At 37.1% G+C, this 21,034-nt stretch carries 15 protein-coding genes; 13 read left to right on the forward strand and 2 right to left on the reverse strand.

Annotated elements, in window-relative coordinates; all coding sequences use genetic code 11:
• The 5 genes from asnB (SYJ56_RS19610) (at nucleotide 1) to asnB (SYJ56_RS19630) (ending at nucleotide 6,618) form a co-directional block, all read left to right on the forward strand.
• Nucleotides 1-1,851, forward strand: coding sequence for an asparagine synthase (glutamine-hydrolyzing) (asnB, locus tag SYJ56_RS19610; protein ID WP_323837126.1), 1,851 nt, complete (start codon nucleotides 1-3; stop codon nucleotides 1,849-1,851).
• A gap of 219 nt (nucleotides 1,852-2,070) precedes the next feature.
• On the forward strand, nucleotides 2,071-3,072 hold the full coding sequence (locus SYJ56_RS19615) for an N-acetylneuraminate synthase family protein (RefSeq protein ID WP_323837127.1): 1,002 nt from the start codon (nucleotides 2,071-2,073) through the stop codon (nucleotides 3,070-3,072).
• Entirely contained in the window at nucleotides 3,069-4,223 is a 1,155-nt protein-coding gene (gene neuC, locus SYJ56_RS19620) for a UDP-N-acetylglucosamine 2-epimerase (protein WP_323837129.1), read from the forward strand. Before SYJ56_RS19615 ends, neuC begins: the two co-directional genes overlap by 4 nt.
• Complete coding sequence (locus SYJ56_RS19625; RefSeq protein ID WP_323837130.1) at nucleotides 4,224-4,928, forward strand: acylneuraminate cytidylyltransferase family protein; 705 nt, start codon at nucleotides 4,224-4,226, stop codon at nucleotides 4,926-4,928.
• A 1-nt stretch (nucleotide 4,929) separates the two neighbouring features.
• Nucleotides 4,930-6,618: an asparagine synthase (glutamine-hydrolyzing) gene (asnB, locus tag SYJ56_RS19630; protein ID WP_323837131.1), complete on the forward strand. Its 1,689-nt coding sequence runs from the start codon at nucleotides 4,930-4,932 to the stop codon at nucleotides 6,616-6,618.
• A 438-nt stretch (nucleotides 6,619-7,056) separates the two neighbouring features.
• On the opposite strand, the gene SYJ56_RS19635 is transcribed toward asnB (SYJ56_RS19630), so the two are convergent.
• Nucleotides 7,057-7,965 carry a hypothetical protein gene (locus tag SYJ56_RS19635; RefSeq protein WP_323837134.1) on the reverse strand — a complete coding sequence of 303 codons (909 nt, stop codon included), beginning with the start codon at nucleotides 7,963-7,965 and terminating at the stop codon, nucleotides 7,057-7,059.
• A gap of 5 nt (nucleotides 7,966-7,970) precedes the next feature.
• On the reverse strand, nucleotides 7,971-9,392 hold the full coding sequence (locus tag SYJ56_RS19640) for an MBOAT family O-acyltransferase (protein WP_323837135.1): 1,422 nt from the start codon (nucleotides 9,390-9,392) through the stop codon (nucleotides 7,971-7,973).
• Nucleotides 9,393-10,000: 608 nt separating this feature from the next.
• Here SYJ56_RS19640 and SYJ56_RS19645 point away from each other — a divergent pair.
• From SYJ56_RS19645 to SYJ56_RS19680, 8 genes are all read left to right on the forward strand, one after another.
• On the forward strand, nucleotides 10,001-10,969 hold the full coding sequence (locus SYJ56_RS19645) for an MraY family glycosyltransferase (RefSeq protein ID WP_323837137.1): 969 nt from the start codon (nucleotides 10,001-10,003) through the stop codon (nucleotides 10,967-10,969).
• A 477-nt stretch (nucleotides 10,970-11,446) separates the two neighbouring features.
• Nucleotides 11,447-11,917 (forward strand): nucleoid-structuring protein H-NS, encoded by a 471-nt coding sequence (locus SYJ56_RS19650; protein ID WP_323837138.1) that lies wholly within the window; start codon nucleotides 11,447-11,449, stop codon nucleotides 11,915-11,917.
• Between the two features lie 26 nt (nucleotides 11,918-11,943).
• Complete coding sequence (locus tag SYJ56_RS19655) at nucleotides 11,944-12,522, forward strand: hypothetical protein (RefSeq protein ID WP_310104303.1); 579 nt, start codon at nucleotides 11,944-11,946, stop codon at nucleotides 12,520-12,522.
• Nucleotides 12,519-13,361, forward strand: coding sequence for a hypothetical protein (locus tag SYJ56_RS19660; RefSeq protein ID WP_323837141.1), 843 nt, complete (start codon nucleotides 12,519-12,521; stop codon nucleotides 13,359-13,361). Before SYJ56_RS19655 ends, SYJ56_RS19660 begins: the two co-directional genes overlap by 4 nt.
• Nucleotides 13,348-15,798, forward strand: a complete 2,451-nt coding sequence (locus SYJ56_RS19665) for a leucine-rich repeat domain-containing protein (protein WP_323837143.1) — start codon at nucleotides 13,348-13,350, stop codon at nucleotides 15,796-15,798. The genes SYJ56_RS19660 and SYJ56_RS19665 overlap by 14 nt, the downstream gene beginning before the upstream one ends.
• Nucleotides 15,799-16,707: 909 nt before the next feature.
• Nucleotides 16,708-18,231: a hypothetical protein gene (locus tag SYJ56_RS19670; RefSeq protein ID WP_323837145.1), complete on the forward strand. Its 1,524-nt coding sequence runs from the start codon at nucleotides 16,708-16,710 to the stop codon at nucleotides 18,229-18,231.
• Nucleotides 18,219-19,814, forward strand: coding sequence for a hypothetical protein (locus SYJ56_RS19675; RefSeq protein ID WP_323837147.1), 1,596 nt, complete (start codon nucleotides 18,219-18,221; stop codon nucleotides 19,812-19,814). The genes SYJ56_RS19670 and SYJ56_RS19675 overlap by 13 nt, the downstream gene beginning before the upstream one ends.
• Nucleotides 19,807-21,030 (forward strand): hypothetical protein, encoded by a 1,224-nt coding sequence (locus SYJ56_RS19680; RefSeq protein WP_323837148.1) that lies wholly within the window; start codon nucleotides 19,807-19,809, stop codon nucleotides 21,028-21,030. The genes SYJ56_RS19675 and SYJ56_RS19680 overlap by 8 nt, the downstream gene beginning before the upstream one ends.
• Nucleotides 21,031-21,034: the final 4 nt, after the last annotated feature.

Genomic DNA, 21,034 nt, shown 5'->3' on the forward strand with positions numbered 1-21,034 from the left:
ATGTGTGGAATTGTAGGGTTTTGGAATTATAATAATCAACCTGCCTCTTCGGATTTGGTTTATAAAATGAGGGAAAGTCTGCACCACCGTGGACCTGATGCCGGGGCTCATTGGATAAAAGGTGCATTAGCTCTCGGACATCGCCGTCTATCAATTATAGATCTAAGTGAATCTGCAAATCAGCCTTTTCACTCTCCTTGCGGTAATTATACCCTTGTCTTTAACGGAGAAATTTTCAATTATCAAACTTTCTATTCTGAACTTAGGCATAAGGGTTATGTCTTTAAGACTACCTCGGATACAGAAGTTTTGCTCTTTTTATTGATGGAGTATGGATTGGAGGCTTTGAACCGTATGAATGGATTCTTTGCCTTTGCATTTTTTAATAACCAATCTCAAGAATTGATTTTGGCTAGAGACAGGTTTGGAGTAAAACCGTTGTTTTTCTACCCTTCGGATCACGGGTTTTACTTTGCAAGTGAATCAAAGGCTTTTTTTGCTGCAGGCCTGACTAAAGAAATCGAAGAAGAGAACATGGATGAACTCTTCCTTTATCGCTTCAATGCAGGCAAAAATTCGGTGTTCAAAAACGTCCAGAAATTACTTCCCGGACATTGGATGAAAATCACGGAATCCGGGAAAAGAATCTTAGAGGAACGCTGGTTTCATTTGGGTGATCAAATCCTTGCTCAACCTGAAATCAAAAAACCACTGAAATGGTTTGAGGAAACTTTCCACCAAAGTATCAAACTGAGAATGATAGCTGATGTGAAAGTCGGAACTTTGCTGAGTGGAGGTTTGGATTCTAGCAGCACGATCTTCAGCCAATCGAAGCAGGGATTTAAAGACCTTAGTACCTGGAATGTTGCATTTAGTGATGCAAGACACGATGAATCGCACCTCGCTCGGAAACTTTCAGGAGCCCTTGGCGCATCCTTTAATTCGTTCGAATTCAAAGAGGAGGAATTGGTGGACTTAACCCGCGACTCCATCCGTTTCCATGATGAGCCGATCATGCATTTCTCGGATGGTCATTTACTGGGAATTTCAAAAAAAGCGAAAGAGAAAGTTTCTGTTCTCCTCAGCGGAGAAGGTGCCGATGAAATTCTCGGAGGATATGTCCGGTACAAAATCCATGACCGGGCGATGCGGTATAGACTCCTTTCTTTAATACGGTTTGTTCCGGATCGTTGGCTTAAAAATGAGCGCCTTCGAAAAATGAAGCGCTACCTCCAAATGAACAATAGAGAGGCTGAGATTCTCATGAATGCCAATGAATTGTATCCATCAGATTTGCAGAATCTAGGTTTAAATGCAGCGAAACTTCTGGACGAATATAGAATTGGGATTTTGGAGGAGGCCAAAAAAGTATACCCCGGAAATAGGTATCGCCAACTGCTTTATCTTGAGCAGCATACGCATCTTTATACCCTAAATGATCGAAATGACCGAACTACAATGGGGGCATCAATCGAATGTCGTGACCCTTTCCTTGATCCAAATTTGGTGATAGGAACAGGCAGCCTTCCGGACACCTATTTTCGGAGCAACGGAAAAGGAAAATATCTTTTAATGGATTCAATTGGGAAGCAGCTTCCTGATTATATCACCAAGCATAGAAAAGTGGGGCTTTCCGTGCCGTGGGAAACCCTAATTTTAAGTCAACCTTATCTCCGCGAGATCTTGGAAGATCTGCCAAAATCCAATCTTTTTGCATTCAAGCCTTATTGTTACCTTGATGTGAATGGGATCGTGGCTGGCTTTAAAAAAGATCCAGTTCGATACTATCCAATTATTCGCCAGGTGTATTTTACAGCTTGGTGGTACCGAATTAATTTTGAGAAAGAATGAAAAAGAAATAGAATCTTTTGAATAGATGAAATCTCCTTTGAAGGAATAGCAGGCCTACCGATTTGTTTCTTTATTAATTCAAAAATCTAGCAGACGAAAAAAGTGAAAGAGTGTACTGCATATAGGCTTTTTTCAAATTAAATTCTTATTTGGATTATCTAATATTATTGTTGTTGAAAAATATAAAATAAGTATGTTTTTATTATTTGTTAACCTAATATGATTATTGCTGAAATTGCTCAAGCCCATGACGGTAGTCTAGGTAACGCACATGCATTTATTGATGCCCTGGCAGAGACTGGAGTGGATGCTGTAAAATTCCAAACCCATATCGCAGAAGCTGAAAGCTCAGAATTGGAACCTTTTAGGGTAAAATTCTCACTGCAGGATTCAACGCGTTATGAGTATTGGAAGAGGATGGAGTTTACGCCTGATCAATGGCAGGGAATCCAGGCTCATTGTCATCAAGTCGGATTAAAATTCATTTCTTCTCCATTTAGCAATGCTGCTGTTGACATACTCGACTGTATTGATGTAGATGTCATTAAGATCGGATCTGGAGAAATCAGTAATCTTCTAATGTTAGAAAAAATAGCCCGAACTGGTAAACCCATTATTCTGAGTTCAGGTATGAGTGACCTGGATGAGTTGGAAAAGACAATTGACTTTCTGAAATCTTTTTCAAATCCACTATCACTTCTTCAATGTACTACAGCTTACCCTACATTGCCCGAGCAATGGGGACTCAATGTCATTGGAATTCTGAAAGAAAAATTTAGGATCCCAGTTGGCTTTTCGGACCATAGCGGCAATATTTTTGCCTCATTGGCTGCAGCTACTTTGGGGGCTGAAATTTTTGAATTTCATGTTGTATTTGACAAAAGACAGTTTGGTCCGGATACAATCGCAAGTATTACTATAGACCAGACAAAAACTTTGGTTCAGGGTATTAAAGAAATTCAAAAAGCGCTGGCAAATCCGATTGAAAAATCTGAGGTAAGTAAATACACCGAGCTAAAAAGGATTTTTGGAAAATCACTTGCCATAAATAAAGACCTAAAAAAGGGAACTGTTCTTCAATTTGAAGACTTAGAGTCCAAGAAACCGGGAGATCAGGGCATCTCCGCATCAGATTATCAATCAGTGTTAGGAAAATCTTTGACAAGGGATTTAAATAAATGGGACTTTCTTAAGATTGAAAATATCCAAAAAGGAGAATGAAAAGAAAAATATGTGTAGTAGTAACTGCAAGACCATCTTACTCAAGAATTAAAACTGCTCTTGAAGCTATCAGGAACAATCCAAAGCTTGAACTTCAACTTGTGGTTGCCGCCTCCGCACTTTTGGATAGATATGGTAGTGCAACCAAGACCATAGAAAATGATGGTTTTGAAATAGCCGCTAAGGTATTTAACGTGTTGGAAGGCGAAAATTTAACTGCCGCTGCTAAAACCACCGGCATTGGAATCTTGGAACTTTCAACTGTATTTGATAATCTAAATCCTGATATCGTGGTGACGGTTGCAGATCGATTTGAAACGATGGCCACGGCAATCTCAGCAGCGTATATGAATATTCCGCTTGCCCATATTCAAGGAGGAGAAGTCACCGGCAACATCGATGAGAAAGTCCGGCATTCCATCACTAAATTATCTGATTATCACTTTGTGGCATCCCAAGAAGCTTACCACCGGGTTTTGCAGTTAGGTGAAATGGCTGAGAATGTTTTTAACACAGGTTGTCCTAGTATTGATTTGGCTAATCAAGTTCTTAGCAAGCCCTTGCTTGACTTTGATCCGATTCAAAAGTACGGTGGAGTGGGTGGAAACCCTGATTTTTCTTCGGGCTATTGGGTAGTTATGCAACACCCTGTCACAACTGAAGTGGATCACTCCCGATCCCATATTGAGGAGACCCTGCATGCAATGCATGCACTGGATGAACCGGTTTTTTGGTTTTGGCCAAATGTTGACGCAGGTGCAGATGGAACAAGTACCGGTATTCGGGCATTTCGGGAAAATCACCAATTGGATAAGTTCCATTTCTTTAAAAACATGGATCCAACGGATTTCCTCAAACTTCTCGTTAATAGCAAAGGTTTGATCGGAAATTCATCTGTAGGAATCAGAGAATGCGCTTTCTTGGGAGTGCCAGTGGTTAATATCGGAAGTAGACAAAATAAACGCGAAAGAGGTTTTAATGTTCATGATGTTGCTTATGACCGAGTAGAAATCCTTGAAACTATCGAAAATATCAAATCCTCCCAGAGACCCCAATCGTCGTATATCTATGGCGGTGGAGATGCGGGTCAAAAGATCGCCAATCATTTGGCGGAAGTACAGTTGATTTTTCATAAGACAATTACATTTTAAATGAAAATCCTTGGTGTAATTCCTGCTAGGGGAGGATCAAAAGGGGTACCTGGAAAAAATATAAAATTTCTGGGAGGTAAACCACTTTTGGCTTATTCATATGAAGCAGCAAAAAATTCTCAAAAGCTTGATGATTGTATCCTAAGTACCGATGATGAAGAAATTGCTGAAGTAGGTAAAAATCTGGGACTTTCCGTTCCGTTTTTAAGACCCTCAGAACTAGCCACAGATTCAGCACCAACGCTTCTTAGTCTGGTTCACGCAATTGAATATTTCCGAAATAAAGGGGTACAATACGATGCAATTTGCCTTCTACAACCTACCTCTCCTTTCAGGCCAGTTAATTTGATTGATGTCGCAATAGATAAATTCCTGTCAAGTGGGGCTGATTCCTTGGTTACTGTTTTACCCGTTCCTGATCATTATAACCCTCATTGGGTATTTGAACCCAATCAAGGAGGATTTTTGAAAATTGCTACCGGAGAAAATAACCTAATTTCACGAAGGCAAGATTTGCCACCAGCTTATATTAGGGATGGAAGTATTTATCTGATTCGAACAGATATAATCTTATTAGGCTCCCTTTATGGGAACTCCATTAGCTATTTAATTAATGATCCAGAGTATTATGTCAACATTGATACTCCAGAAGATTGGAAAAAGGCAGAACAATGGATTTCAGTAAATAAAGAGAAAATAATTTAACATGTGTGGAATTGCGGGATCAATAGGGCCTAATCCCTCAGTAAGGGATGTTAAGTCTATGTGTGCAGCTATGATTCATAGAGGGCCAGATAATACGGGTACATTTGAGGATGATAACTGTATATTGGGTCAGAATAGACTCAGTATTTTAGATCTTTCCGTAGCAGGAAACCAACCTTTTTATTCAGAAGATGGAAGATATGCAATGGTTTTCAATGGCGAAATATACAATTATATTGAGCTGAAATCTAAGTTTAAGGATCATGTTTTTAAATCAAATTCAGATACTGAAGTACTGTTAGTTGCTTTCCAGAGGATGGGAATTAAGGCTCTTCCACTTCTCAACGGCATGTTTTCTTTTGCGGTTTGGGATAAGCATCTGAAAAAACTTACTGCTGTTCGGGACCGTTTTGGAGTGAAGCCATTTTACTATGGTTTTAAAGATGAGAATTTATATTTTGCTTCTGAAATTCGCCCATTGTTTGAAGTAGGTTTTCCAAAAGAACCAAACATAGAAGTATGGTCAGAATATTTAAATAGGGGAGGGTATTCAGTTGGAGATTCTACTTTTTGGAAAGGAGTTACAAACTTGAAACCAGGACATTTATTGGAATGGCAGGAATCTAAATTACAAGTCAGGAAATGGTATGATTTTGAACAAAATATTGCCGAAATATGGTGTGAAAATAAGCCTGACCCAAAATCTAGAATAAAAGAATTGTTGCTGGATTCTACCCGACTTCGCTTTCGCTCAGATGTACCGGTAGGATTTAACCTAAGCGGTGGATTGGATTCATCGATGTTATTTGCCTTAATTTCTAATCAGTTTCCTGAAAAAACACAAATTGAAGCTTTCACATTTTATACTGGGGATGAGCGATATGATGAACTATCTTATGTGGAAAATTTGGTTAAGGGTAGCTCTTATCGCTTAAATAAAGTTAAACTATCATCAGGAGAAGTGCCTGATTTGGCTGATGAATTAGTTAATAACATGTCTGAGCCATATGGTGGCTTACCTACAATTGCCTATTCAAAACTTTTTAAAGTAGCCAATGAAAAAGGGTTCAAAGTTCTTTTGGATGGCCAAGGAGCTGATGAGGCCTGGGCAGGTTATGATTATTATTTTAATTCTAACAATTCAAACGTTCAGGGAACTAATGCATCACCATTTCGTCCGGGGGTTTTGGTTCCAGAATTACGTGACTATCCTCAAGGGAAAAGCCAATCAAAACCTTTCCCCGAAGACTTGCTTAACCAGCAATACAAGGACATTTTCAATACCAAACTACAAAGAGCTTTACGTTTCTCTGATCAGATGTCAATGAAGTACAGTACAGAACTTCGAGAGCCTTTTTTGGATTTTCGCTTGGTAGAAGAAGTCTTTGCTTTGCCTTTGGAGTTGAAGAGGCAAGGAAAAATTCAAAAATGGTTGTTCCGTGAAATCGCGGCAGATTTTCTGACTAATTCCTTAAGATTAGCTCCTAAAAGACCCCTTCAAACCCCTCAAAGGGAATGGTTAAGCCAAGAATTACAGCCTTGGGCTATGGATCATATTCAAACTTTGGATAAAATTGGTTGGTTTGATATGGACAAAATCCAAAAAGAGGTGGATTTATTTATGAAAGGTAATAATGATAGTAGTTTCCATATTTGGCAATGGATTAATACAGCTTTAATTTTTAAATAGCAGATGATAGGTAATTATTTCCCCATTGTTTTTTCCTCTAAAGGCCATAAAAGAGTTAATAATTAAGGATAGTATTCTATTATACAGTCTAAATTTTAGCTTAAATTTTGAATTCCCTTACCTGCGTTCACCAAACAAAATATTTATAGAATCATATAGGGGAGGATAGGTACATACAAATCAGGGTGAAAACACTAAACTTTGGCTCTGTAACTTGATCTATTAGGAAAGAGGAGCACCTCTCAGTTAGTGGCTTTTACTCTGGACTTTTATCTTAGCAGAGATGAATGATTTAATCTCCTAAGGAGTCAGAGGTATCCGTGTTGAATTTACAACTGAATGCTAGATAAATATTCAAATTTTTCACTATCCTATTCTCTATTTCAAGAATATGTGTCTTAAAAATCCTCAGCTTTTTGGCCGCATTATCAAAAAATACTAATTTTTCAGTCGAGCGTCCTTAAATGATTTGATAAAAAGCTCGGTTGCCTTAGATTTACCTGCATTATTAACATGATCGTAATCAAAAAAATAGTTTGATGTCGGTAATGATGCGGAATGATTTATGACCTGAAATTCTTCACTATTTTTAATATTAATTTTTGTTCCATAATATGGTGCAATATAAATGACTAGTTTTGAGTTATTTCTCTTTAAATAGAGTTCAATTTCTTTTAGAATTGGATTCTTAATTTTTTTATCAATAGACTCCCATTTGAAATTTGAATCTTGTTCTGGCAGTTCTAGGTCCGGGTATGAATAATTTCCGTTTAAATCAAATCGATAGTGGTATTTTGGTTTGAATATACTCAGTACTGCTGGCCATAATAATTCAATATTGTAATAGCTAAATGCAATTACAGGAAAAAATTTTGAGAGTGTCAAGGGCTTGATTATCCCTGTTTCGTATTTTTTGAAATATTCCCAGACATAGTCACGATTTGAATAGGATACAAATCGGTAATCATTGTCATTTATTTTTTGAGCAGATTCCTCCATATGTCCCAAATCTAATGTTAATACGCAATAGTCAGCCGTATTTCCGGACTCAAAATAATGCTTGATCATTACAAATTGACTCGGCAAACCTGTATCGTCCAATGAAATATTAAAACCATTCAAGTCTAGTTCTTTGTCAATTTCGACTGTATTTAATGTAGTTAATCCCCTGCTTGATCCTGCAATTATGTAATTAAAATTACTACCGTTGGGTAGATAATTGACAATGAAATTTTGTTTATAAAAGAAGGACTGGCTAAGGAAAAATTGTAATATAAATGCAACCAGATTCCCTAAAATAAATAGGAAAGTTAAATAGCCTAAGATCCTAGAAGAGAATTTTTTCATACCCATCAAAATTGGAAGTAAATAAAATCAAGATGATTTTTGAAAGCTCCTAAAAATAGGATACAAAGTCCTACTAAAATCAAATCTACTTTGCCTAACCTTACTTCAAATAACCCCTTTCTGCTTGCCACAAATTCATAACCCATTAGGATGGACGTTCCCATTAAAGTGATAGCGGTCATTAAAAGATGCTTACTACTTGAAATATAAAATGATCCTGATCCATTGGATGATACAATTCCTTTTAGATATCCTAGAGAATCAGCTACACTAGGCGAACGGAAAAATACAAATGCTAAAGAAACAATACAAAAGGTGAGTATCACTTGGAGTATATAAGGTAAATTAAATTTGAATTGATCTGCTTTATTGTTGTCTTTATTAATATAATAAAAAAGATATACTAAGCCGTGAATCAAGCCCCAAATTATGAAAGTCCAATTTGCGCCATGCCAAAATCCTGAAACAAGAAATACTATAAACACATTAATTATCGCCCTTCTTTTTCCAAGCTTATTTCCACCCAAAGGGATGTATAAATAATCTCTGAACCAGGAAGAGAGTGAAATATGCCATCGATTCCAAAATTCATTGATGTTTTTGGATAAAAATGGAAACTTGAAATTGGCTACTAAATCAAATCCAAACATACGACTAAGACCTATTGCCATATCCGAATAGCCACTAAAGTCACCATATATTTGGAAAGAAAAAAAGATACTTCCCAAAATCAATGAAAAACTTGTTTGATTGGAATAATCAGCAAAAATGCCTTCGACCAAAATTGCGGAGTTATCTGCTATGACAACCTTTTTAAAAAAACCCCAAAGAAATATTTTGGCACCAGAAATTGCCCAATCATAATTAAAAACTCTAAGTCTATAAAACTGAGGCAATAGATGGCTAGCCCTCTCAATGGGACCCGCAACTAACTGGGGAAAGAAACTTACGAAAGTCAAAAAACTTAATAAATCATCTGAGGCCTTAAGTTTTTTCCGGTAGACATCCAACGTATAGCTTAAGGTCTGAAACGTGTAAAAACTAATTCCTACCGGCAGGATAATACTTAGTCTCTCCCGTTCAATTGGATTACCAAAAAAGGTAAAAGCCTCTGTAAAACTCTCAATGAAAAAATTGAAGTACTTGAAGAAGCCCAGCAAACCCAAATTCACAAACAAACTCAACCAAACTAAAAGCTTTCTTTTGTGCTCATCTTCTTCTTGTCTTAGCTTAAGGCCAACAAAAAAGTCAACTAATGAACTAAAAAGGATTAAAATCAAAAATCTCCAATCCCACCAGCCATAAAAAAAATAACTACCGAGGAGCAGGAGCCAATTTTGGGCTTTTAAATTATTCTTTAGTGGAAACCAGTAAAGAATAAACACAGGGATTAGGAAGATGAAAAATTCAATAGAATTGAAGATCATGCTTTGATCAAAGTACCGTTTAGAATTCTTAAATTATTGATTTTTAATTAGATTGAAGTTTGCCGATGATACTGCTTGATATTAATCTTTCTTTTTTAGGGAAAATCTACCAATTAGAAAAATAAACTAACTATTTATCTCCTGAGGAAGTGACTATGTCCAACTTTAAAATTTGGGACAGCACAAAAGTAGTTTTGCCATCTAAAATTTCCTACAAATTGTTGATCTTCCTTTAAAAAGGTAATTATTTGGAATGGGATTGTTTTGATGGCTGTAATTCAGAAAGTGATTCAGGCATTTGATGATTATTTAGTGATTGTCCCTGATGCTTTTACTCTTACTCGGGCAAAAAACCAATAATTTTAATCTGCCTTTAGGGGAATTGTCAGTATTAAACTCTATATTTTTAGTATCTGGGGTGAATTGATCTATCAATCTGAGGAACTGGAAGGAATAGGATGGGATAAACTATACACGGAAGAGTAGCTCCAAACGTGTAACTACCTCTACAAAGGAATATTTAAATTTAAATCAGGTGAGGATATTCAAAAAGCTGGTACTTTTGTCCTGATCAGGTGACCTAAAGCGAGAGCCTCAAGTTAGAATTTATGTTCCTTAGTTATTTCATTGTTTTTTTATCTCTGCTGCTATTAGCGTTGATTTACCACAGACTGGCTTTAAAGTTCAATATTGTAGATAAACCCAATCATCGCAGTTCTCATATTCATACTACCGTAAGGGGAGGTGGGATTTTGTTCCCATTCGCTGTAGTCTTTTGGTGGATGGCTTTCGATTTTCAGCACACTTGGATGATAATTGGCATCGTGTGGGTTTCGGCTGTTAGTTTGTTGGATGATATTTATACTATCTCAAGAAAAATTCGATTTGCGATACAGTTTTTGGCACTGACAATGGCATTTCATGACTTGGAAGTTTTCTCCCAAATCAATTGGGTGGCATTGCCTGTCTTGTATTTTATTTCTTTGGCGATCATCAATGGTATTAATTTCATGGATGGTATCAATGGTGTCACCGGATTGTATGGGTTAGTATTTCTCGGTAGTATGCTTGCAGTGAATACATATTCCCAGATTTTTGATCAGTTTTTGATTAGATATGAGATTCTCGCGATATGTGTGTTTCTCATTTTCAACCTGCGAAAAAAAGCACTAATGTTTGCGGGTGACATAGGAAGTATATCTCTAGCCTATTTGATGATTTATCTTTTGGTTCAATGGTATTTGAACTCAGATTCCTGGACAGTCATACTTTTTCTACTCATTTATGGCTTAGATACGGCAATTACTATTTTTGATCGGATGAGAAAAGGGCTTAAGATATCCGAACCCCACCGATCTCATTTGTATCAGATACTAGCTAACCAAGGAGGTTATCATCATGTAAACATTGCCTTGAGCTACGCTGTCCTTCAGCTTGGGATTAACTTTGCGTTTTTTATCTACCCTAAAACTACACCAGGCCCATATTTAGGTTTGGGAATTATCGTAGTCACAGGATTAATCTACATAGGTTTGAAATCCTTCCTGCTCCGCAAGTATTCAAAGATTCATCAGTAACCAACAACTCCCGATGGCTATCGGAGCAACCCACCCACAAACCCATTAAATAAAAAGACCCAGAGAAGCTCTGGGTCTTTTTGTTCGGCCACTGCCTAATTAAAACTTAACGCTAATTCAAAGTTGAGGGCTAAAATTTAAAATAAAAATACCCTATATAGGGTATTTTTTGGATGATTTAGGCAGTTTCGAGACTGATTTTGTTATAATTATAATACTTAGAGAAATCCTTGGATCACTTATTGATATAGTATTACATCTAGTTTGATCGATTAAAAAAACACTGGATTAACCGCTCTCCTGACTCATAAGCCGTTCAGAGGACATTTGAAATTATTAACAAAAAGCATTTTTGATTTGGAATAGCATTTGCGAGTTAATCACATGATTTTATTTACTTTGTACCCAAATCAAAAAGTAGGGGAAGCCCCTGTTTAAAAATAAAAAAAACCTCATCATCTTAATCAAATCCCCAACATGAAGCAAAAATTGTTCTCTATTTCGGTTAACCGCTCACTTATTATTGCCTTAGTTGCTATGCTGGCTATGGGTGCATGTAAGAGTAAAAAGAAAGTTGCACAAGAACCCGCACCTCCCGCACCGGTTGAGCAAGTCGAGCAACCTGCGCCTGCTCCAACTCCAGTATCATCAGCAGAGGAATTAGCAGCAGAAAAATTGGAAAATTATTTTAATAGTGTAGCTGCTGCAGGTAATGCATCCATGGCAAACCAGACTATTCAAGAAACCCTTGGTATGTTTTCTAATCAGGAAACTCCAGTATTGATCGTGATTCACGAAGAAAACGGTATCAAGGATTACGATGAACCTACTACTATCAAGAAGTATTTGGAGTACTTGAAAGACACAAAGAAGAATCTTAATTACATCAGCGATATTCGTCTAGATGCTAATGGAAAAGTCTCTGAATTGGAGCTTAGAAGAAAATAATCGCGCATCTGAAAAATTATATACACATGAAAAATAAAATGATTCTTTTCCTGGGACTTTTCCTTGCTACTTCAGTAAGCGTACTAGCTCAGTCAGAAACAATTAGCCCAGCTAGAAAACAAGCAATTGATTCACTTGCACTCGAAAAAGTAAAAGATTTAAGTAAGTACATCAGCATAATCGGAAGCAAAGAGACTCAATTCTCTGAAGCTAATAGAGTGATGGATCGTGCTGAAGAGCTTTTCTCTCCAGGAGCCGAAATGGGTGTCTCTAGCATCAATACCAACGAAATCGCTTACTATAAAGTAAGACGTTATTTTGAGCGTTTGATGGCATTGAACTACGATAGAGTAAATATCACCTGGTATGATATCCAGTACATTTCAGATCTAGAAAGACAGCCTGACGGAAGATATGTAGGTGTAGTCACTGTATACCAACGTTTCGAAGGAACTTCTATTGAAACAGGTATGAATTACAAAGACACTACTAAAAAAGACATCACTATCTACGTTGAGAAAAAGCAAACCCAAATTGCTGGTAGAACTATTGAATTTTGGGACGTCATGCTAGGTGACGTGAGAGTGACTGAAACTTCCGCATGAGAATAGTAACCTTTATCTTTGCGATATTCATCGCAAGCATCTCAATTGTCTCGGGGCAGGGTATAGGCAGCCCCGGGACAGTTAAAGATGATGGCAGATTTGCTGCCTCTACCAAACAACTAAACCAATTCTTCAGAAGATTTAATGCCGAAGAGTCTCCTACTGATGGCAATGTGCGCTATTATCCCGGTGACACTGCCTATCATAGTGTATCACTGAGAAAAGGATTTCTACAAATACTTTTTGATAATCAAACTTCCTCAGTAAGCCAAAACTTGAAAACGGAATTTATTAACTCCGTGCTTTCTCCATCTTATCCGCAATACCTGAACTTCCACCGTGAAGGATGGCTTGCAGAAGTACAAGCAGAATTTATTTTTAAAGGCAAAAGAGAAACTGCCACCTTGATATTAAAACTCCAGCCGGAAGGATTGGGGTATGAATGGGTCATAAATGAGGTGTCATTTCCACCTTTCAAAAGCATATTTAATAAACCGGTGGGAGATAGAAAAGACTTTCTACACCCGCTTAGTCATGAGCTTGGCTTTATGAATCTTAGAAGAGCATTTCAGGACTCAGATTCGCCAGAAGCTTATACTGAATCCAGTTTCAAACCAGATTACCTGACCTTGTTTTTATATGAAATGAAGCAAAATAACATCCGCTACGAAACTGTAACTGATGTTAAGTTTCACTTCTTCCAAATTGAAGGCTGGTATTTTGAAGTACATCAATTCAACCGCCCTGGGTTTAATACAGGTTGGCTGATTTCAAACCTTGTCAAACTCAACCCTGGTGACAAGGAAACTATCCAGAAATACATATATGATCAGAACTAAGTCTATATATCTAAGTTTATTCCTTTTCTGCATGAGCTTCTCCGGAATAGCTCAGACTATAAAAGGCTATACCAAAGCTGAAATAGATGATTATTCAGCTAAAGTTGAAGATCAGATCCGGTTTATGGAATACCTGCTCAACACTATTGGATCCGCAGAGACTCAGCCTAGGGACAAGGATGTAGTGATCCGTGAAAGTTACTTGAAGATTTTTCGTGATGGAGAAGTGCAGGTAGAAGACGACCTTCTGCTGGATAGGAAAGTAGTGACCAACAAGAGTGTGACAGCTTACTTGAAGGACATCGAGTTTTTCTACAAAGATGTCAAGTTCGCATTCAAAATTAGAGACGTAAAACCTCATCAGAAAGATAACGGGGATGTGTATTTTACAGCCTCACTGGATAGAACCATCACTGCTACAGGCATCAACAATGAAAAAATCACCAATACTAAACCTCGTTATGTAGAAGTGAATTTGGATAGTAAAACGCAGGAGTTGAAAATAGCCAGCGTATACACCACAAAAGTGAGTCGTGATGAAGAACTAACAGAATGGTGGGGAGTGCTGGATCCGCACTGGCAAGCTTATTTCCGAAATCGCTTTACAGTAAGTGAGTTCGATTCTATCAATGTAGACCTATTGTACAAGTTTGTAGAGGTTGATTCGCTGGATATTTCTGGGACAGATTCTTTGCTGAACCTCAGTCCTATGGAAGCAATGCGAAACCTGAAGTATGTGAACCTCAGCAATACGCAGATCACAGAACTTGGACCTATTTCCAATGTGACCTTCTTGGAATACCTCGATGTGTCGAATACCCCAACTTCTGATATTCAGTTTATCAAGTATTCTGATCGCCTAAAGCACCTGGATATTTCGAGAACTCAGATCACAGATATTAGCGAACTGGTCAATCTTAAAGCAATAAGATCTCTTCGTGTCGAGGAAACTCCAATTCTTAGCTTTGCCGTGCTCAATGAATTTGACAGTTTAAAAAGCCTTTATATCTCTCAAAGTGGATTTAACAATACAGAGAATATCAAAGATCTCTCAAAATTGGAAAACCTTGATCTAAGTGGTAATTACTTAATCAACTTCAGCCAATTATCAGATTTGGCTTCTCTGAAGAATTTGAATTTATCGAATACCAATATCCAGGATCTTACACCGCTAGAGGGACTTGAAAATCTACAAGTGTTGGATATTACACGGACTGAAGTTTCTGATATATCAGCGCTTAATGGTAAAGCCGAGTTGATAAAGATTTTGGCAGACGAGACCAAACTTTCTGTTATCGCTTCAGATAATTTCACCCGAAATAATCCTAAAGTCCTGTTGATTCATCATGTAAAAGATCTTGAAAGCTGGTGGGACGGATTATCAGATGCTTGGAAATCAAGTATGAAAAAAGCAAATCCGAATATTATTTCTGATAGCCCAAGCGTGGAAATCCTCACGACTACCATTGGAATGGAAGAATTGGATTTGAGTGGATCCGGAATAGAAACCCTCAACCCGATTACAAGATTCGCTAAACTTACCAAAGTTAATTTTTCTGATAACCCTATCACGGAAGTGATATCTCTTAGCGAAGTAAAGACTTTGAAAGAAATCATAGGTAGAAATTCCCAAGTGAAAGATATTGCTCCGCTGAAATCAAATGAGGAATTGGTGAAAATTGATTTGGATGGAAGTCCCGTAACTAGCATTATGGACGTGGTAAATCTCCCCAACTTGACCTATTTAAATGTCAATGGTTCTGAAATATTCATAGAGGAGGTACCGGAAATAGTTATTCAAAAACCGGATTTGACTATTGTTTACAGAACTGACGAGTTAAATACCTGGTGGGATGAGCTAGATGGTGAATGGAAAGAGATATTTAGTAACCAATTTTCATTACCGGAAAATCCAAGTACAGAGCAGCTTCATGCGATGACTCAGGAGTCTTCATTGACTTTCGAGCGCGTATCCGTTGACGATATACATGCACTTACTGTATTTGTAAATCTGCGTTCTTTGGTGATTTTTGATGCTCCGCTCGGATATATTGCTCCAATAGAAGAACTTAAGCTTTTGGAGAAATTGAAAATATCCCAAGTACCAGTGGTTGATTTTTCTCCTTTGAAAAGCTTGTCCAATTTGGAAGAACTCGATATCAGTAATTCTGGAATCGAAGATTTAGACCCCTTGGCTAATCTGATGAACCTGAAAGTCTTAAATATTTCTGGGACTAACTTGAAGACTTTGAAAGGAATGGAAGGAATGATTAATCTAGTGGAGCTTGATGTAGCTAGTACAAATCTCCGTTCCCTTAGGCCTATAGAGGGGCTTCCTAATCTTAAGAAACTATCATGCTTCAATACTCGGTTGAACAGCAGAGCAGTTGATAATTTCAAGAAGGCTAATCCTGATTGTGAAGTAAGGTATTATTGATCAGCAAATTGAGATTTTCTGTTGCTATGTAGTGCTGGTAGGGATTTGCAAATAGTGCTGCAACTGCTGTTCGGGATTTGCAATCCCGAACTATCACACAGATACAAGTCCCAGCACTGACTAACTCCCCCTTATACTCCTAAATTCACCGGGATTATATAATTCTGTAAAGGGGGTAGGGGGATTTATTACAGATAAAGATCTTACACAGTAAAATTAGTAAATACTAGCGCTGTTTGGAATTTGAAATTAACTGGTGAGGTTAAAGATTCACCTATAGTTTGTGGTGTTATTTCTATTAATTTATCTCCAAATCCTGTAGAAAAGAAGCAATGCCGTAGGCATGCAGCATTTCATAGCCTCGGGTTTCAACCCGGGGTAGAATAAGTGTAGAAAACAATGGCCTCCTGCCTACAGATATTGTGGGACATGAGGCTAAATGCAGGAGGATGGAATAGGTTTGCGATAGGAAATTGACGTAAATTTCCCTAGTGACTCAGCTGAGTCTTCCGACTTGGACCTGTAAGTATTGAAGATTTGTAATCCCGAATGAATCTAACTGGTTCAAGCCTCCGACTTGGATCCGTGAGCGTCAAATATCTTGAGTCTTAAATCTTGTGCCTTGAATCTCAAATCTTGAGTCTCCGAAAAAAGGTAAAAGGGATTAAAAAATTAGATAAAAAATCCCTTTAATATTTTCTAAGAAAAAGTAGTGCTGGAAAAGTTGCTTAATCACCCTGACATAAAGGTATGTAGTGCAACTCGGAAAAAAATACCCTGTACAGGGTATTTTTTTGCTTAAGTAGGAGAAAGTTCTCCACATAATGGTATTATTGTAAGGAGTGGTTTACTTATTTTAATTTTGGAATTAAAAATTTAAATCGTGAAAATCAATTATTTGCATTTGTCTTGAGCAAGATTTTAGCAGGATTCACATTTTTATCGCTTTTACTAATCCTTCTCGGAATCAATCGTGGCTTTGACATTTCCGACGAAGGACTGTATATGCTTCTTGCAAATCCAGCACAGGAAAATATTGCTGGCATTTTCAATTACGATTTGTTCTTCAAGCTTTTTTACAACGTGACAGGAATTGAATTTGGGATTGTGGGAATAAGGGGCCTTCGTTTATTCTTTTATTTCTTGGCGGCGATTTCCCTGACTTATTTCTGGAGGAATTTAACTGGAGAGGGCAAACTATCCATCAACCATTTTTTTATTTTCCTTCTGGGTGTTTTTGCTGGTTACGGAATGCAACCCCCATCTCTTTCTTATAATTCCTTGAGTGTAGTATTAGCTTGCTTCTGGATCACTTTAATTTCCCAAGCCAATAGAAGCTTTTTCCGAGATTTGCTGTTAGGTTTGGTTTTAGCATTACTATTCTATGTGAAAATCACCAGCTGTCTGGGATTGGGGTTGGTTACTGCTATATTTATCTACTACAAGAAGCAGCTGGATTGGAAATCTATTTCTGGGATATTATTGCCACTTATATTTTTAGAGACTATTTTTCTGTTGTTCCTTGACGACAACGGATTAGTTCGACTATTGGAGGCAATTGATATGATGGGGAATAGAGAGGATTATCGGTTTTCACTATTACTCAAGTATTCCCTGGTAGGGGTGTTTTGGTTGGTAATTGTTTCACTTCCTTTCTTCGCGGCTGGATATTCAAGAAAGTTACATTATTACCTTAGCAATGGATTGTTGTGCATTGGGACATTAGCTTTAGTAGTAGTATCGTATTTTACTACGATTACTGATGAATGGAACCATATTTTACTCCTTTTAGCAGCTGGTGTGTTAGCTTTCCAATTTGGATTTGTTCAAGGAAAGAACATCCTTGAAAAGCAGTGGGTTTTAATTGTTTTATTACTGATAATTCCCTTCTTACTTCATTTCGGAAGTAATCTCTATTGGTTGAGATTAGGAATTCATTACTTGGTTTTTTGGCTTATGGCTATAGTTTTTCTCTCAAATAGCTTGCAGCCGCTGAGACGAAAATTACTTCATGGTTGTATAGCTATCCTGACTTTAACGGTAGTGTTAAATGGAATATGGATTAATCCATTTGAGCAAGAATCACTATGGCATTCTACAGAGACTTGGGAATATAAACCAGGAAAGACTATTCTTCTTTCGAAAGATCAGGTTCATTTTTTAAGTGAAGCAAAACAATTTGTTACAGATAAAGCCTCATTACTTGTCTTTTACAAGATACCAGGGTTAGCTTTTCTATTAAACAAGAACATTCCAAAATCTCCTGGGTATTGGAGAAAAGATCACTTGGAATCCTTTTTCCCACAAGAGATACCGGGTGATGTAATTTTTTACTGTCCTTATGATTCGTTGCCTCCAAATTTGAATTTTAATACTCAGAAAATTTTGGAAATGCCCAATGAAGAGCAATTACAAGTATTATGGAGAGATTAAAGTCTAATGCTTTCCTGCTGCTTTGGATTATTCTCGGTGTGGGAGCAATGATTACCGTCTGGTTTCTTCCCTGGAAATTCCAAGTCAATGATGATGTGATCATGATGTGGCTGGTGTCTGGAGCCTATACTGGGGAACCGGAATCTTATGCCGTCTTTATCCACCCGTTCCTGAGTTGGGGCTTTTCTATACTTTATACATATTTTCCAAATTTCAACTGGTATGGTGCAACGTGGTTCATTGCAATTTTTTATGGCTATTTATTAATGCTCTATAAAGTTTCTACTACCTCATTTTCCCGCAGTTGGCAAAGCTTATTTGCCTTACTGATATTGATTATAGCTTTGCATTTCAGCTATTTTCTTCAATTTACCCTAGTGGCAGGTTTTTTAGCTTTGGCTGGTTTATTAGTTTTTTTTTCAGGCTCTAATGAAAAAAGTAAGTATGTGATTTATGGTGGAGCTCTGGCAATTGTTTTTTCCTTTTTAATAAGGGAGGAAGCTTTGTTCCTAGTAGGGATAGGCTACTTTCTGTCAGAGTTAGTGATTAAGGGCTTAAGACCGCTTGTGCAGCATAGCTCTAAGTTATTGATTATATTAATGATGATTTTAGCACTGTTTCTTAGCAGGACCGTAATAGAGAATCAAGATGTTTACCGAGATTATTCCGAATTCAATAAGGCAAGATCCTCAGTAAAAGACCACCCCGTTTTCTATCAACTGGAAAGGAATAGCCAAATCAATACATCCGACAAATGGTTTTATTTTTCTAGATGGATGTTCGAAGAGGGTGAAATTTCAATTGCTGATTTAGAGGAAAAAAAAAGAGAATTGGATCAGAACTTCTTTTCTTTAGAATATTTTACCGGATCGTTCAAAAGACTCTGGGAAATACTGAAAATGGAAATGTTTAAAAGTATGCTGATTCTGCTTTTGACTTTTCTCACGCTCGTTACAGGTAGGAAATCAAAAAAAACACTTCGATTCGTGGTTATTTGGTTATTGTTCTTATTACTATTTAATTATTTTTTTTTAATTTTTGGACGAGTTATTATGTTGTTTTTCCTAGTCTCTTTGGGACTAATTCTGAATCATGGAAGAGTCAGTGGTAAAAACATATTGGCAAAAGGAATAACCGTATGCATTTTGGCTTTCTTTAGCTTCCATACCATTAATTTCTTAAAGGAAGCATCAGGCAGAAAAATCATGAATAGGGAATTGGCGAGTATTTTTGAAAAAGTTCCTGAAGGAACTCCCATATTCATGGAAAGATTTTATGAAAACAATTTCATAGAAAGTTTCAACTGGAAAAATCCTGTACCTATACTCTCGTATGGATGGATCTCCAGAAGTCCTTTCCAGCAAAAAGCCTTTCATCGGTTTGGTTTTAATAGTCTCTCTGAATTGGAGGAATTCAGTTTTATTGGTGTCAATATTCCTGAACCACTGGTTTTTCCGAATTACATAGAGTCATTGGCAGGTGATTTTGAAGTCGAAATAATCGATGTATCCCCAAATTTTACTTTCAAGAGATATACTAAATCCTGGAGGAATCATAAAAAAGCCTATTCAGCCAATGATTAAAATCTTAATAAGTAACTATGGTACGAAGGTTCAGGAAAGACAGAATTGGCTAAGGATTTTTTTTCTTGTATTTACATCCCTATTGATTTTAGTCGCTTCATTTGCCCTATTTTACTTTCAGGCCAGGCAGTGGATTGCCTCAGATTATTTTGGACATTTAGAACTCTATAATCTTTTTAAACAAAATGACTGGATCATATACCCACCGTTGTATTATTGGACTTATGATCTGTTGGATGAAATACTCTGGTATAAGTATGATTATATTCTCAGCACTCTATTGATCCTTAGCTTTTCCATCTTAGCAAAGTACTTGCTAACGTGGAGATACGTGCTACACTCAAGCAGTAAGTATGGGAGATGGACATACCTGCTGCCCTTGGTATTGCTGCTGTTTAGCCCCATTTATCTCTTTAGTTATGAAGGGAAATACCTTTATATGGGCAAATTCACCTCGAGTATTTGGCATAATTGTACCAGTACATTTGTTTGGCCGTTTTGTATACTTCTTTTCTTTTTCACCCTGAAGTGGATAAGAACAAGGGATAGGCTTCATTATCAGGCTCTTTGGATTATTGGAGTTTTGATATGCCTAGCCAAGCCTAGTTTTTTATTTGCCTTTATTCCAGTCTTACCTGTGGTTTTAATAGTTCATAGGTCTCCATTTAAAATTTTGATGCAGGGTGTTTTTCTTTGTATTGGGTTACTTCTTTTGATTTACGGGGCTAAAGTTATAATCTATGATTATGGCACTTTGGACTCCCTTATAATCCCTTTGTTTCCAGATGCAAAAAAGAACAAGGTGGTTTTTGATTTATTGGGAGTATGGCTTCATTTTGTGGAATACCCTATACTTGATATTGTATCCAGTTTCGCTTTTCTGATTTTTGCTTTGGCGGTTTATGGAAAAGCCCTTTTCAGAACGTTGGATTTTCAATTTTCTTTTCTTCTTCTTTTGGTCTCTTTGCTGGTGTTTTTTCTTTTTGCTGAGTCCGGTTATCGTTTTGCAGATGCAAATTTTTATTGGCAGATCCCGATATCTCTTTACATTTTGTACGTAGTTATTGTTAAAAATTTGCTTGAAGCCAGGGTTTTCCAGCCATCTACTACAGCAGAAAAAATAAAGTTAGGGATACTCAGCCTTCTTTTTCTAGCACATTTTTTTTCAGGTGTACACTTTATCTATGTTTACTTAACAACGGGCATTTACTTGTAGGAAG

Origin of the sequence: Algoriphagus aurantiacus, assembly GCF_035156405.1 — a bacterium.
Taxonomy (GTDB): Bacteria; Bacteroidota; Bacteroidia; order Cytophagales; family Cyclobacteriaceae; genus Algoriphagus; species Algoriphagus aurantiacus.